The sequence below is a fragment of the bacterium genome (assembly GCA_037131655.1).
Classification (GTDB): domain Bacteria; phylum Armatimonadota; class Fimbriimonadia; order Fimbriimonadales; family JBAXQP01; genus JBAXQP01.
Window position 1 is genome coordinate 1 of sequence record JBAXQP010000035.1, and the last position, 14,017, is coordinate 14,017.

Annotated in this window: 14 protein-coding genes and 1 pseudogene; 1 reads left to right on the forward strand and 14 read right to left on the reverse strand. The window is 49.1% G+C overall.

Features of this window, described 5'->3' with window-relative positions:
* From WCO51_02975 to WCO51_03035, 13 genes and pseudogenes are all read right to left on the reverse strand, one after another.
* Positions 1-391 (reverse strand): hypothetical protein (locus tag WCO51_02975; protein ID MEI6512220.1); only part of this gene is annotated, 391 nt, incomplete at its 3' end.
* Positions 392-405: 14 nt separating this feature from the next.
* A complete protein-coding gene (gene flgK / locus WCO51_02980) occupies positions 406-1,773 on the reverse strand; it encodes a flagellar hook-associated protein FlgK (GenBank protein MEI6512221.1) in 1,368 nt (455 codons plus the stop codon).
* Between the two features lie 27 nt (positions 1,774-1,800).
* Positions 1,801-2,268 carry a flagellar export chaperone FlgN gene (gene flgN, locus WCO51_02985; GenBank protein ID MEI6512222.1) on the reverse strand — a complete coding sequence of 156 codons (468 nt, stop codon included), beginning with the start codon at positions 2,266-2,268 and terminating at the stop codon, positions 1,801-1,803.
* 8 nt (positions 2,269-2,276) lie between these two features.
* Positions 2,277-2,600 carry a rod-binding protein gene (locus tag WCO51_02990; protein MEI6512223.1) on the reverse strand — a complete coding sequence of 108 codons (324 nt, stop codon included), beginning with the start codon at positions 2,598-2,600 and terminating at the stop codon, positions 2,277-2,279.
* Positions 2,600-3,712, reverse strand: a complete 1,113-nt coding sequence (locus WCO51_02995; protein MEI6512224.1) for a flagellar basal body P-ring protein FlgI — start codon at positions 3,710-3,712, stop codon at positions 2,600-2,602. The genes WCO51_02990 and WCO51_02995 overlap by 1 nt, the downstream gene beginning before the upstream one ends.
* Positions 3,713-3,736: 24 nt before the next feature.
* Positions 3,737-4,309: a flagellar basal body L-ring protein FlgH gene (locus WCO51_03000; protein ID MEI6512225.1), complete on the reverse strand. Its 573-nt coding sequence runs from the start codon at positions 4,307-4,309 to the stop codon at positions 3,737-3,739.
* Between the two features lie 11 nt (positions 4,310-4,320).
* The gene (locus WCO51_03005; protein ID MEI6512226.1) at positions 4,321-5,091 is read right to left on the reverse strand and encodes a flagella basal body P-ring formation protein FlgA; all 771 of its coding nucleotides are present in this window, start codon (positions 5,089-5,091) and stop codon (positions 4,321-4,323) included.
* 6 nt (positions 5,092-5,097) lie between these two features.
* Positions 5,098-5,895, reverse strand: coding sequence for a flagellar basal-body rod protein FlgG (flgG, locus tag WCO51_03010; protein ID MEI6512227.1), 798 nt, complete (start codon positions 5,893-5,895; stop codon positions 5,098-5,100).
* A gap of 128 nt (positions 5,896-6,023) precedes the next feature.
* Entirely contained in the window at positions 6,024-6,716 is a 693-nt protein-coding gene (locus WCO51_03015; protein MEI6512228.1) for a flagellar hook-basal body protein, read from the reverse strand.
* Positions 6,717-6,849: 133 nt separating this feature from the next.
* Positions 6,850-7,089 (reverse strand): annotated as a pseudogene (locus WCO51_03020) (IS3 family transposase).
* A gap of 43 nt (positions 7,090-7,132) precedes the next feature.
* A complete protein-coding gene (locus tag WCO51_03025) occupies positions 7,133-7,870 on the reverse strand; it encodes a hypothetical protein (protein MEI6512229.1) in 738 nt (245 codons plus the stop codon).
* A 66-nt stretch (positions 7,871-7,936) separates the two neighbouring features.
* Positions 7,937-8,956, reverse strand: coding sequence for a GntG family PLP-dependent aldolase (locus WCO51_03030; protein ID MEI6512230.1), 1,020 nt, complete (start codon positions 8,954-8,956; stop codon positions 7,937-7,939).
* Between the two features lie 121 nt (positions 8,957-9,077).
* Positions 9,078-10,172 carry a GDSL-type esterase/lipase family protein gene (locus WCO51_03035; GenBank protein MEI6512231.1) on the reverse strand — a complete coding sequence of 365 codons (1,095 nt, stop codon included), beginning with the start codon at positions 10,170-10,172 and terminating at the stop codon, positions 9,078-9,080.
* A 110-nt stretch (positions 10,173-10,282) separates the two neighbouring features.
* Between WCO51_03035 and WCO51_03040 the strand changes: the two genes are divergently transcribed.
* A complete protein-coding gene (locus WCO51_03040) occupies positions 10,283-11,425 on the forward strand; it encodes a PLP-dependent aspartate aminotransferase family protein (GenBank protein MEI6512232.1) in 1,143 nt (380 codons plus the stop codon).
* Positions 11,426-11,561: 136 nt separating this feature from the next.
* Here WCO51_03040 and WCO51_03045 read toward each other — a convergent pair whose 3' ends face one another.
* A complete protein-coding gene (locus tag WCO51_03045) occupies positions 11,562-13,937 on the reverse strand; it encodes a cation:proton antiporter (protein MEI6512233.1) in 2,376 nt (791 codons plus the stop codon).
* Positions 13,938-14,017: the final 80 nt, after the last annotated feature.

Sequence of the window (14,017 nt, forward strand, 5' to 3'; positions counted from 1 at the left end):
TAACCGTTGCCCCATTCACCAAAGAGATGAGATGGGTCATCGCCGAATCGACTTGGATTACAAGAGCGTCCCGTGCAGATTGATCCTTCGTTCCATTTGCGCCGCTGATAGTAATTTGCTTTACTTCCTGCATCAGCTTGGTAACTTCATTCAACGTGCTTTCACTCGTGTTGAGCGTATCTTTGGCGGCGCCAATATTGCGCTGGTATTGCTTGTTTTTCGCAATAGATGAGCGCATGCTGATCAAATTGGCATAGCCTAAAGGATCATCCGAAGGCGATTTTATGCGTTTGCCGCTTGAGACCTGCTCCTGCAGAGTCGTCATTTGTTCACTGGCTCGGCTTATGTATTGCTGCAAGTTATGCATTTGTTGATTGCTGCTAACGCGCATCTAAACTCACTCCATTATCGGCCTAATTGCTCAATTAGGGTTTGAATAACCTGATCGCACACGCTGATATAGTGCGAAGCAGCTTGATAGCTGCGTTGGTAGCGCATCATATTCATCATCTCTTCATCAAGAGAAACGCCGCTTTGAGACTGCTGCAAATTGTCCAATTGTTGTACAACCGCTTGCTGAGTTTCTAAAGCGGATGCGTTATAACTTTTATCCTGGCCAATCTGCGAAAGCTGATTACCGTAAAAATCGCCAATCGTCGAGTTTCGAAGTAAAACTTCTTTCTTTTCCCGTAAACGGGAAATACTTAAAGCTTGACTACCATCCCCTGGGGTTCCTTGGATGCCGGTCGCAATATTATTCACATCATTAAGCACAGGGATGCTCACATACATATTGCTTGCGCCCGTTCCGCTGAAAAAGAGGACATTCGTAGTGTTATTAGCCGTAATTCCGACCTGATGGAGGGTATTTACATTAGTGATAAGAGACGTGGCGATTGTGCTCAAATTGGTTCGATACGAGCGTAAAAATTGTAGTGATTGGGTCAACCCCGCAAGCGTTCCTCCCGTCAAGTTAACGGTTCCGGATGCATCTGTTAATCTCAAATTAGTAACGTCTAGCCCATTCGGTAAGGAAGATGAGGCAGCTCCTTTGACTAACTGGACATTACCCGCATAAATAGTGACTGTTCCATCGCTTTTATTCTGGACATCAACGTTCACTATCTTGGATAGGTCTTGAAGAAGCAGATCGCGTTTATCCATCAAGTCGTTAGCCGTTTGGCCTGAAGCAGTTGCGAAACTGATTTTCTCGTTCAAATCAGCAATCTGACTTGCTATACTCGTTACCTCATCAATCTTGGACTGAATTTGAGTGCTGAGGCTGGTATCAATCTGGCTTAACTGGCTATCCATTGTTCGGAATGTTAAAGCTACTGCTTTAGCGGCATCTCTAACTGCTGTGCGCGTAGCTCCACTTTCCGGGTTATTGGCTAGATCTTGAAAGGCATTAAAGAAATCGTTAAGCTGAGAGGACATTCCGGTAGTTTCCGTTTCAGAAAAGACGCTCTCAACTTGTTGAAGGCTTAAATCAATTGATTCTAATCGACTATTCTCCGATGAGGCTGTCCTGTAACGCTCTTGGATAAATACATCTCGAATACGGTCGATGCTTTCGATGGTAACTCCCGTTCCTAGTTGGAAGTTATTACTATTACTCACGCTCTCAGGCATACTGGCGGCAAGGTTGACTTGTTGGCGCGAGTAGCCTTTTGTGTTGACGTTCGTAATATTCTGCCCTGTTACATCCAGAGCATACTGAAACGCCTGTAGTGCAGTCGATCCTATTGTTAATCCAGCAAATGGGTTTGGCATAATTTATTCGTACTACGCAATATGTCTCTAAGCTACTTCATTAACCCATAGGGCGGGGGCGTTGCCTCGACCGTAGGCTGTCTGTTCCTGGGCTGCTTTGGCAATAAGTGAGAGCGTGCCCTCGACGTAGACTAATTCGTTTTCAATTAAAACTCGATTTCTTTCGAGCATGAGGCGGATTGCTTCGGCTAAACGTCCCGCTCGGAGGGAAATATGAGTGACCGCTCTTGCTTCGTTAGCGGGTAATCTGCTGCTGATTTCCTTCAGGTTGACTTCAACTTCCAGTTCCTGCGCCAGCGAATTGAAGAGTTCACTTCTTCGAGCATCAAGCGCCTGTGCTGTTTCGAGTGATTGTTCGATGTGAGGGCGAAGCGCTTCCACCTGTGTCACATCGCGATGGGCTAGCGCCTTAGATTGCCTGTCGAGCAGGGCATATAAGCGCTGGCCGGATGCTATCCACTCTTGCATAACGATAAGGAGTTGCTGTGTATTCATGATCTATTTCACACCTTCTTGTCTGTATCGGACGCGGGCAATATCACCGCATCAACCGATTTCTCAAGCGTTTTATAAAGCACATCTCCAAGTCCAAACTTGTTGGTCTTACTCATATTATTGGCAAAAACCTCATCCATCATCTCAGTGTAGAGGCGAGATTCTGAAGTTTTACTTTTAATTCCTTGCCCTACGGTCTTTCGCATGGCTTTCCAGATGCTTTGCAGGAAGAAGGCTTCAAAGTCCTGAGTGGCCTTTTTCAGTTTCTGCTTTTCCGCAACCTTATCCGGCGATTGTGCGACCTCTTGAGTTGGTTGAAGAGAGATTTCCATTATTGAAGCTCCAACTCGGCTTCGAGAGCGCCTTGGGACTTGAGCGCCTGCAAGATTGAAATGAGATCCTGCGGGGTGACCCCAAGCGCTTGAAGGCCTTTGACTAACTGATCAATGGTTGCCGATTCCCCGCCAAAGATACTGATTGTCGCTTTTTCTTCAGTCGCTTTGACTTCCGAGGTCGTAGCGACAACAGTTTCACCTTTAGGTGAAAGAGGCGAGGGCTGTGAAATGACAGGGTCAGTCCGTACTTCGACTTTAATTCCACCCTGAGCGATAATGACGGGTTTGATCTTGACGTTGCCGCCAACGACCACCACACCTGTGCGCTCGTTCACAACAATACGGGCGACCTGATCGGTATGAACGGTAAGAGTGTGAATGTCGGAAATAACCGATACGGCATTCATTTCTCCGGGGATATTCAATCGAATGGTGCCTGCATCGATCGCCTTCGCGTTGAGACCGGGATATTTATCGCGAACGGCTTCAGCAACTCGATTAGCGGTTGTAAAATCGGGACGGCGAAGTTCAATGGTGATTTCGCCATTTTCAACGTATTGCATCGGCACTTCTTTTTCGACTGATGCGCCATCAGGAATGCGGCCGACAGTTGTATGGTTCTTTTGAACGCCAGCCCCCTGGCTTCCAAAGCTAAACCCACCGATGCTGAGCGCTCCCTGCGCAACAGCATAAACCTTTCCATTTGCGCCCATTAAAGCGGTTTGAATGAGAGTTCCGCCTTGAAGTGATTTTGCATCACCCAGGCTGGAAACGCTTACGTCAATTCTGTTTCCAGGTCGAGCAAAAGGCGGTAAATCAGCCGTCACAAGCACCGCTGCCACATTTTTGACCTTAAGAGTAGCCGCGTCGACGGTTATGCCGTATCGCTGGAGCATATTCGCAATCGAACTGGCAGTAAACACAGCGCTTTTCGAGTCGCCGGAGCCGTCCAATCCGATTACCAAACCATAACCGGTAAGCTGGTTGCTTCGTACGCCGCCGATGGTAGCAATGTCCTTTATACGGACACCCGATAGGTCACTAGCGGACAGAGCGAATGCTTCACAGACTGCAATCAAAAGCATTATAACGGTTAAATATCTTCTCATTCGCGCACTCTTCCTTTAGGAGTTCTAGAACAGCCAGTTGAAAATCTTAGTGATGATGCCTTCACGCTGCTTGTTGCCGAGCGGCCCCTTGCCATCGTATTTAATTTGAGCGTCAGCCACTAGCGATGACAAAACTGTATCGCGTGGTGTCACATCTTCTGGTCGGACAACCCCGCTAAGGATCAGCTTTCGCTGCTCTTTATTGATGGTCACCATACGCGTGCCCTCGATAACTAGGTTGCCGTTAGGAAGCACTTCCTTCACAGTAACGGCAATTCGAGCTTGAAGGGAATCGCTTCGAGTTGTAGAGCCGCTGGCATCCATACCGGATTGACCGGAAATCGATAAATCCGGTAACCAACTCAAAATAGGTCCGATTCCTTTTGGAGTTGATGCTGATTCGGATTTGTTGGCCTTCGTAGCTGCATTTGCCGATGCCACCGCGCTCTCTGAGACGATAATGTTAAGGATATCGCCTACTTGGCGAGCCTTATGGTCGATAAACAAGCTGCTAACAGCATCTGTCCATAGCGATTCGGCAAGCATAGGTCCTGCCGTTATAAACAATAGAAACAAAGCCAGATATTGCTTCTTCATTTTAATTTCCTCTATTCTTTGAGTTGAGCCGTACGTTCGCTGGTGATGACGGCTTTGACGATCTTTTTCGTGCCGGGAAGATAGACACTGATAGAGTCACCTATCCCGCCGGAAGTTCGGGCTTCTCCGGTTGCGCTCAATAGTATCGCGCCGGAATTGAATTCCACTTTAATCGGATCGCCCGTCTTTACGACCATCACCGTTTTGGGCTTCTCATTCAAGAAGCTAATGCGGTACGTGCCCAAGCCTTTGTCGTTTTGAGTGAGCCGAACAGTGACCGCATAGGCATTACCACTTCGATTAACCACCGGATCAGTCTCGCACTTGAAATCACCTTCAGGAATAGGAAGCGGTTTTGGTGCAGTCATCACAGTAAAGTTATCGGCATTACCACCAAATTGTTCCTTAAGACGAGCTTTGGCCGCGTTGATAAGCATCTCGACGCTGACATTTTGAGATGAACGCTTAAGGCAGATGGTGATGGGCATATTGAATTTGAACGCTTTCGGATCTAAGCCGTGCTGCTTCAAGCGTATCTCAATCTGAGCACGAGTAAAAGCTCTCTGCAGGCCGGCTCTTGGAGACATACCCAATAAGATGTCCGAAAGAGTTTTCTGAACGTTTGGCGCAGCAACGATTTGAGCGATATCACCTAGGGTGAACTGATCGCCGGTCACGTTGACCTCTTCAGGGATGGTGATTGTCTGAGTTGGTGTCTCAGCGCCCCACGCCACCAAAGCTGCCATTACCATTACTATTAGCCATTTCGTTCGCTTACTCATATGATCCTACTTTTTAACGTTATTTGTAATTCCGAGCATGTCGTCGGCGGATTGGATAGCCTTAGCGTTGACTTCATAAGCGCGCTGCGCCATGATCAACTTGACCATCTCTTCCACAACCTGAACGTTTGACATTTCGAGCGCTTTTTGTTCGATGGTACCAAGCCCGCTAGTGCCAGGATCGGCTTCAATCGCTTCGCCGGAAGCAGAAGAGGCTTGGTAAAGATTTCCTCCGATTCTCTGCAACCCTGACGGGTTGATGAAGCGCACGAGGGTAATCTTAGCGCCTAAGTCTTCTTGACCGCTCGAACCAGGCCGGCGAATGCTAACGGAACCGTCCTTGCCGACAGTAAATGAATCGGAAATCGCGTCAGAGGGGACTGTGATTTCAGGTTCGAGAGCATAACCATCGGAAGTAACTAATCGGCCTTGTCCATCGATTTTGAAAGCGCCATCGCGTGTGTATGACGTAGATCCGTCCGGCATTAGCACCTTGAAGAAACCATCGCCTCCAATGGCCATGTCGTAGGGATTGTTGGTGACTTGAAGCGCTCCTTCATTAAACACGGTATTAGTAGCAACCGGTCTTGAGCCGAGGCCTATTTCTACTGAAGTTGGTGTAGATGCCCCCGTCCCGACCGATGCTCCTGGTGATCGCAGGTTCTGATAAAGTAAATCCTGAAATTCGGCTCGTGAGCCTTTAAACCCTGTCGTGTTCACGTTCGCCAGGTTGTTTGAAATGACATCAATATTAAGTTGCTGGGCAATCATGCCTGCAGCTGCTGTTGAAAGCGCGCGCATCATAGGTAGGAACCTCCTAACGCTGCCCCTACGCTTCCATGCTCTCTCAATCGATCAAGAGCTTTGCCTCGCCGCAAATCCTTTCACGGCGTCCAGCATCTTTAATTGCAGGGGCGGTTATTTATTTTTTATTAGAGCCTTGCCAGGTCGTTTACTGCCCGGCCTAAAGTTTCGTCCTGAGTCGTCAATACACGTTGGTTGGCTTCAAAAGCTCGCATGATCGAAATCATATTGACCATGGCGTTGACGACGGAAATATTTGCCGATTCAATTCCACCGGTCGTTAATTTAACGTCTTTAGCAGGTGTTACACTGCCTTCAAAATGGTTCTCGCCAACTTTTCGCATGTTTGTGCCGTTTACAATGCCCAGTTTTCCGATAATTTTGTCGTTTGCAGTTATCGTTCCATCAGATTGGATCACCGGTTTGGTAGCGCCAGCATTAATGGGCTTGTTGGCAACGCTGAGAATTGGGCAGCCGTCACTTGCCGACAGAATTCCGTTCTGGTCGACATGGAAGGAACCATCGCGTGTATAGCGCACACCTTGAGGTGTGTTCACAGTGAAATAACCTTCTCCCGAAATGGCGACATCAAGCGGGGAGCCCGTATGTTGCAACGCGCCATTGGAGAAGTCCGTGAAAGTCTGGACTGCCGTCGTGCCGGTAGCGCCCTGGGACATCATATCCCTGAGCACGGCGCTAAACACCGTCCCATCGGCTTTAAAGCCGGCAGTGTTGACGTTAGCTAAATTGTTTGCGGTCACATCAAGCGCCGCCTGCTGCGAAAGCATCCCAGCAGCAGATGAGTAAATTCCTCGTAACATAACCAGGAAAGATTATCGGCAAGTTCTTGAGAGTCTGTAGGGGGAAGGTGTTAGGTGATGGGTGATAGGGGAGAAGCGAGAGGCAAGAGCCGGAATTGGGGATAGGAGCTTTGGTAGCTGGTATTCCTCTGTTTTAATGGACACCCTCAACCACTTGTTTTGCGATGAGTTGTTGCTCATAGACAACAGGGCAAAGATACCCTAGACTCGAATGTAAACGCTCTCGATTGTTAAAGACTTCGATATACTCGAATATCGCTTGACGCGCCTCTTGGCGGGTGCGGAACTTGACATTCGTCACCAGCTCCCGCTTGAGGGTGCCAAAGAAACTCTCCATCGGGGCATTGTCCCAAACGTTGCCTTTGCGACTCATCAAGCTGCGCCCCCTGCACGAATTTCACTTTAGTACATGTGTTTCAGCTAAGCCCAAAATCCTTTTCAAGAAACATATCAAGATAGCCCCAGAGATAAACCGAGAAGCCCCCTGATTTTTGTGATGGCTTTAACTTGATATTGAGACGTTCAACCCGATCCTTGGGGAATTCACGCTTTGAAACCGCTCCTACTAAGAATTGGCTTGTATGGATTCCGCCATGCTTAATGCCAAGTTGAGCGAGAACCAATTTTGATGGAATTTCGGTACCCAGCCAGTCCAACATCTCACAAACCGGGTCTTTGCCCCCTTTATCGATGTGATAGCCAATTACCCGGAAAATCACAAGCATTCCTGACTTTAATCGATAGCTGATTAGTTCCCCTACTTCCCATTCACAAGTACTAACGAACCGTTGGGGGATTCGTTTCTCCGGTGGTTGTGGTGATTCGAGTTGTAAGCGAAGCGCTTCCAGAACGGCTTTGCGTTTTTTAACGTCCAGGGGTGTGGCGTCCTCTTCCCAACGCTCTAGGTTAGATCCGTCCTCGATCACCTTTAGCGCCATATCTTTAACCCGTTGCTCAAGGCGGCCACATCGCCATTGTGTAGCTGCCAAAGCCAGCCAAAACACGGGAGCATCGTCAGGATCATCGCCCCACTCCCGTATAAGCCTATCCGTTGCCTCAGTGCCTGATAATCCCTTCCCAACAAGTTCACGATAGTCATCGCGGACGTCACTGGCCGTATCATCAGAAAAAATTGCTGTGCCCCATGTTCCCATAACAAAGAGAATACCCTGATAAACAAGTAGCGAACACTTAAATGATAACGAGGAATATAGTCTTCCTCAACTACTCCCCACCCGCTTAAGTACCTCAATCGCCTTATAAATATCCTCGTCGTTGATGTCCTTGTGAGTAACCAGGCGTAGGCGGTGGGGGTCTAGGGCGATGGTTTGGATGTTGTTTGAGACCAATCGGTTTTGCAAATCTGGGGCGGGGATTTTGGTGGTGACGTAGACCATGTTGGTTTGAACTTTTTCTAATTCGACGCTCAGACCTGGGATTTCGGTGATGGCTTCGGCTAATGCGCTGGCGCGGCGATGGTCATCGGCTAGGCGATCAATCATCGTGTCCAAGGCCACCAAACCGGCGGAGGCGATAATGCCGACTTGACGCATGCCCCCACCGAAAAGTTTACGAATACGCCAAGACCTCGTAATAAACTCATGTGTGCCTACGAGCAGTGAGCCAATCGGGCATGATAGCCCCTTCGAAAGGCAGAACATGACCGAATCAGCGTGCTCGACCAAAGCCGAGACAGGCACGCCGAGCGCCACTGACGCGTTAAAAATGCGCGCGCCATCCACGTGAACCTTTAAGCCACCCTCATGCGCTACGTCTGCCAAGGCTTTCATTTGCGCCGGGTTAGAGATGACACCACCGGCGCGGTTGTGGGTGTTTTCGATGCACAGCAGACTCGTTCCGGGGGCATGATCATCTGCAGGGTGGATAAGGGCTTTCACTTCATCCGGCTCCATTCGCCCATTTCGGCATTGGACCATAACTGTCATTACGCCCGAGAGCATTGCCGGTCCGCCAAGCTCATAATGCACGATATGGCACTCATCATCCACCAAAATCGCATCGCCGGGCTTAGTGTGAGCTTTAATAGCAATTTCGTTGCCCATCGTACCGCTGGGGACGAAAAGCGCAGCCTCTTTGCCAAGCATCGCCGCTGCCTTTTCCTGAAGCCGAAGCACGGTCGGATCGCCGCTAAAGACATCATCCCCAACCTCAGCCTCAAACATCGCCCGCCGCATCTCATCGGTTGGCCGAGTTACCGTATCGCTGCGCAAGTCTATCATCCCATCACCTCAATAACGAAGCCTACCCTATTTGAACACCAGACTATAAAGGTCAGCATCCTTCATCACGAATCTGAGTTGGATTTCCAATTTGCTGCCCAAGCGATCTGGCCGCCGATTATTACGCCTGCCGTTTAATCCAATCTACCAACAATTCTAAGGCGGGGCGTTTATCACCACATTTACGCTCGATTAAGGGGATATCTTGCGCCGCGATGAACCCCTTCATTATTTCTTCTCTGTCATGGACAGCCTGAGAAGCAACGGAAGGGGTGATGGCGAAATAGTCCCATTCTGCGGGGCCGAAACTGAGGGATAGGTTCATAATACGAACGTAATTTATCTCCGATCCGGTCGCTGTGGCAGGAAGGGCGAGAATTACTAGATTGGGATGCATCTCCCGCACCCCTTCCGCCCATTTAGCGATGGCTTCCAAATCCATCCCCTCAACTGGCCAAGTGGTGACCTGAACTAGGGAGTTTGGGCTTATTTGCTTTAGCGCTTCCCCAATTAAGCCATCATAAGGCGGCATCGCGATGACCTTAATAGGCTTCCCCATTTTCAATAATTCGAATGTAAAGGAGAGCGCCCCGCCTAAAGGTTTGACATCTTTGAGCGAAACTGTCTTCCCGCTAACGACATTCACGATGGTCTGAGCGATGAGCTTGTGGCCTTCCATGTTCGGGTGAAAGTTATCGCTCATGATGCGCTCGTAGGCAGTATTGTCTATGAGGCGCAAACCCTCCCAGGTCTTATGAAGGTCCGCCATTGGCACATTCATTTCCTTCGCCACAAACCGTATTTCCTGCGCATAAACTGCCAGTCGGTCTTGAGGTCGTTCAGGCGAATCGATGACACCTGTTGGCGTGCAAAGAACCACTTTAGCGCCAGTATTTCCGCACTTCGTGACCAGTTCAACTATATTGGCGTGATATTCCTCGATCGGGAGGTGAGTGCAATCGTTCATGCCGAAATTTATCGTCACCAGATCGGGTTTATGGCTTAGCACATCACTCTCAAGTCGTTCCAAACCACCGAGGGTATTATCACCGTTTAAACCGGCGTTGATGACCTCAATTTCCGAGCATTTATAAGCCTTTTCCAGCGCGATCTTAAGCATCTCCGGATAGGCTCGGCGTGAACCGGTGTGGTAATACGCGCCGGTAATACTATCCCCTAAACAAACGATCTTTCGTGGTGACTGAGTCCAAACCATGAATTACCTCAAACCAAAAACCAAGTATGAATTGAATTATATCGGCACACACACATAATTGCAAGGTAATAAACTTGGGTATAACACAATTAGACGAAAGGACGATAACGATGAAATTTGAGACACTTGCTATTCATGCCGGTCATGGGCCGGATCCTGCTTATGGGGCAGTGATGCAGCCGATTTATCAGGTATCTACCTTCGCCTTTAAAGGGGTCAACGAACCCGGAGAGTTTGATTACTCGCGATCGGGCAACCCTACTCGAAAGGCGTTGGAAAGTTGTTTGGCAGCGATTGAAGGCGGGAAACACGGTTTTGCTCTCGGAACGGGAATGGCCGCGGAGACCACTGTCTTAGGTTTGTTGAGCGCCGGAGACCACGTGATCGTGCATAACGACCTATATGGGGGAACCTATCGGCTGATGACCAAGCTGATTGCAAGGCATGGCGTCGAAATTGACTTTATCAACCTTCGTGACCTAGGCGCTTTAGAAGCGGCCATCAAGCCCAACACAAAGCTGATCTGGACCGAAACCCCGACTAACCCTTTAATGAATCTGCTCGATCTTGAAGCTATCGCCAAAATTGCAATGAAGGGCGAGGTGCTGACGGTCTGCGACAACACTTTTCTTTCGCCCTATTTCCTAAACCCACTCAACCTAGGTATCGATATCGTGATGCACTCGACTACCAAGTATATCAATGGCCATTCCGATGTTGTCGGCGGGGCGCTGATTGTGAATGATGATGGGCTTGCCGAGCAAATTGCTTTCCTTCAAAACGCGATGGGCACTTGCCAAGCGCCGCAGGATTGCTATTTGGTGCTTAGGGGAATAAAAACATTAGCCATTCGGATGGAAGTTCACAACCGCAACGCCCTTGCGATTGCAAAATTGTTAGAAAAGCACCCTAAAATCGAAACCGTATTGCACCCTGGGCTAGAGAGCCATCCTCAACATAAACTTGCGCAAAGGCAGATGCGCGGTTATGGCGGCACATTCTCGTTTAAAGTTAAGGGAGGACAAGAAGAGGCGTTTAAACTACTTGGAAGTGTAAAACTTTTCACTTTAGCCGAATCCCTGGGCGGTGTCGAGTCTTTAATCGAGCACCCCTGGACGATGACCCACGTCTCCATGCCCGAGGACGTCCGAGCAGCAGCGGGTATCACCGATAACTTAATCCGCATCTCCGTAGGCATCGAACACATCGACGACCTAATCGAAGACCTTTCACAAGCGTTGGATAGCGTGTAGGGGAGTTAGGTCTACACCATCAGGTGTCATTGTGGGGGATGGTTCGTGCCCGTGGCAACCTCATCCTTCCGTACCGCCCTTCGATATGGCTATGCTCCCCACGCCATAAGTCAGGCGAGGGGGCTGGAAATATGGGCTATGATTCCTTCTTTTGCAGTAATTTAGTAGCGTTTTCTAACTGGATGGGGGTGCCCATTACTACTAGCTCGTCTCCGGATAACGGAACGAAATCGGGGCCGGGGCCGATTTGCATTTCGCCCTCTCGTGTTACTGCTAGGATAAATGCGCCGGTTTTAAGCCAGAGATTGCATTTCTCAAGTGTTTGGCCGGTACAGGGCGAATCGGCGGTGATTGGCATATTGATAATTTGAACGTTTCTATCCCTGTCATGAACGACAAGATCGCAGAAGTCGATCGAAGGGGACTGCAATACTGCTGCGGCTATTCGATGACCGCCGAGGACATAGGGCGACATCACTCGGTCTGCGCCTGCCCGACGAAGCTTGCCTTCATTTTCTTCAAGAATCGATCGAGCAACGATGTAAAGTTTGGGATTCAAGCTTTTGGCGGACAATACAATGAAGACGTTTTCCTCATCAGTCGCCGTCACCGCCACAATGCCGCGAGCACGCTTGACACCTGCTTTTAGGAGAACTTCATCCTCACTGGCTCTGCCTTCAATATAAGGGATTACCCCTTCTGCGAGCTTGGGCACCTGCTCAGGGTTAAATTCAATTACAACAAGTGGGACGCCTTCTTTTCGCAGGTCTTTAACGATTTGTTGTCCCATACGGCCATAACCGCATACAATGTAATGATCCGATAGGTTCGCTATGAGTTTATCCATTCTAATCCTCGCTTCATGTTGCTCTGTTTGTTCTAAAATCTCAGCCGCCCGATCTGCTGCGTCTCGGAAGGGATAAAAAACCACTTCCGCCCCGGTTTTCTTCAACACTTGCGCTTCAGCCGATCCCTGGGCGGTTAAGGCAACCATTCCGGTAAAGCCATGGTTACGCAATGAGCTTGTCAAAGCGGCGTTAATTTCGCCGTTTCGAATTGAGCTTACAACCCATTTTGCGCTCGAAAGAGGGAGTGTGCCGGGGAATTCAGGGTCTTCCGCATCCCCATACCAGGCATTCCACCCTCGCTTATTCCATCGGCGCACGGCATAAGCATCGAAATCGACCCCCAAAACCTTTCGCCCAGCCTTTAATAAATCGTATCCGATTGCCGATCCGTAACGACCAATTCCAAAGAGAATAACCTCAGGCGGCAGGACTCCGCTATGCTCAGAGCTGGAATGTTCTTCAGCATGAGGCACTTTCCTCTCAAAAAAGCGTAGATAAGGCGATAGCTTTGCATACAACACGTTACCAAAAACGGCCATATAAGTCGATAGGCCGACAGTGATAAGTCCCACTAATGTTATTAGCCCTACGATATCCGGGCTTATGTGCTTGAGCTGAAGCCCCATCGCTGCTAGTATGAGTGAAAACTCACTGATTTGAGCCAGTGTGATGCTGCTGAAGAGGCTGGTGCGTCGCCGATAACCCATAAACCCCATCACACTCAAAATCGCTAAGGGCTTGATGGTGAGCACGAATATGGACAGTAGAATAGACGCCCAAATCTGTTGTCCCCATGTATGAAGGTTTATTCGGGTTCCTAATTCAATAAAGAAAAAGAGAAGCAGGAAATCGCGGAGGCTAACGAGCCGCGAGCCGATAGCATCTCGGTAAGTAGTCGAAGCCAAAGTCACACCGGCAAGCAGCGCTCCCACTTCGATGCTGAAACCCAACATCCCGCTGATACTCGCCACTAAAATCGCCCATGTGATAGCGAATAACACTAATAATTCCTGGGAGTGAGCCATTCGGCCAAGGAGCCAGGGGATAATAAATCTTGTAAGGAATGCCAAGCCAAGTAAAAGCCCGAATCCTTTACCAGCCAGCATCAGAATCTGCTTGCCGACCCCTTGAGAGCCATTTGCCGCCATCCCGCTCAAGACAATCATCGCGACAACAACGAGAAGGTCTTGGACAATAAGGATGCCAATAGCGATACGTCCGTGCAGTGAATCCGCTTCGCGCCTGTCTGATAGCAGCTTGATGGCAATAATCGTGCTCGAACAGGTTACCGCCGCTGCGATATAGATTGAAGAAAGAGATCCGAACCCTAACCCTTTAGAAATAAGATAACCACCGATGAGGGTTACAATTATTTGGACTATTCCGGCAGCAAGCGCCACTGGTCCCATGCTGCGGATGAGATTTACATCCAGTTTGAGGCCAACTACAAAAAGCAGCAGAGTCAAACCAAGCTGTGAGAGCAGATGGACTTCATCCGTAGACGTCACCCAACGAAGGCCCGATGGACCGGCTAAAATTCCCACCAGCATCGAGCCGACAATAAGCGGCTGGCGCAGCCGAGTGATGATAGCGCCAACCACTACCATCAACAACATCAGCGCCGCCATCTGTACAAACGTATCCCGGAAAATATAAAGTGGCATTTCCTATTTGAGGATACCTTCTGTCAGGGCGAGGATATGTAGATTGTATTGCGGATTAAGACGAAAGTGAGATTTCGACC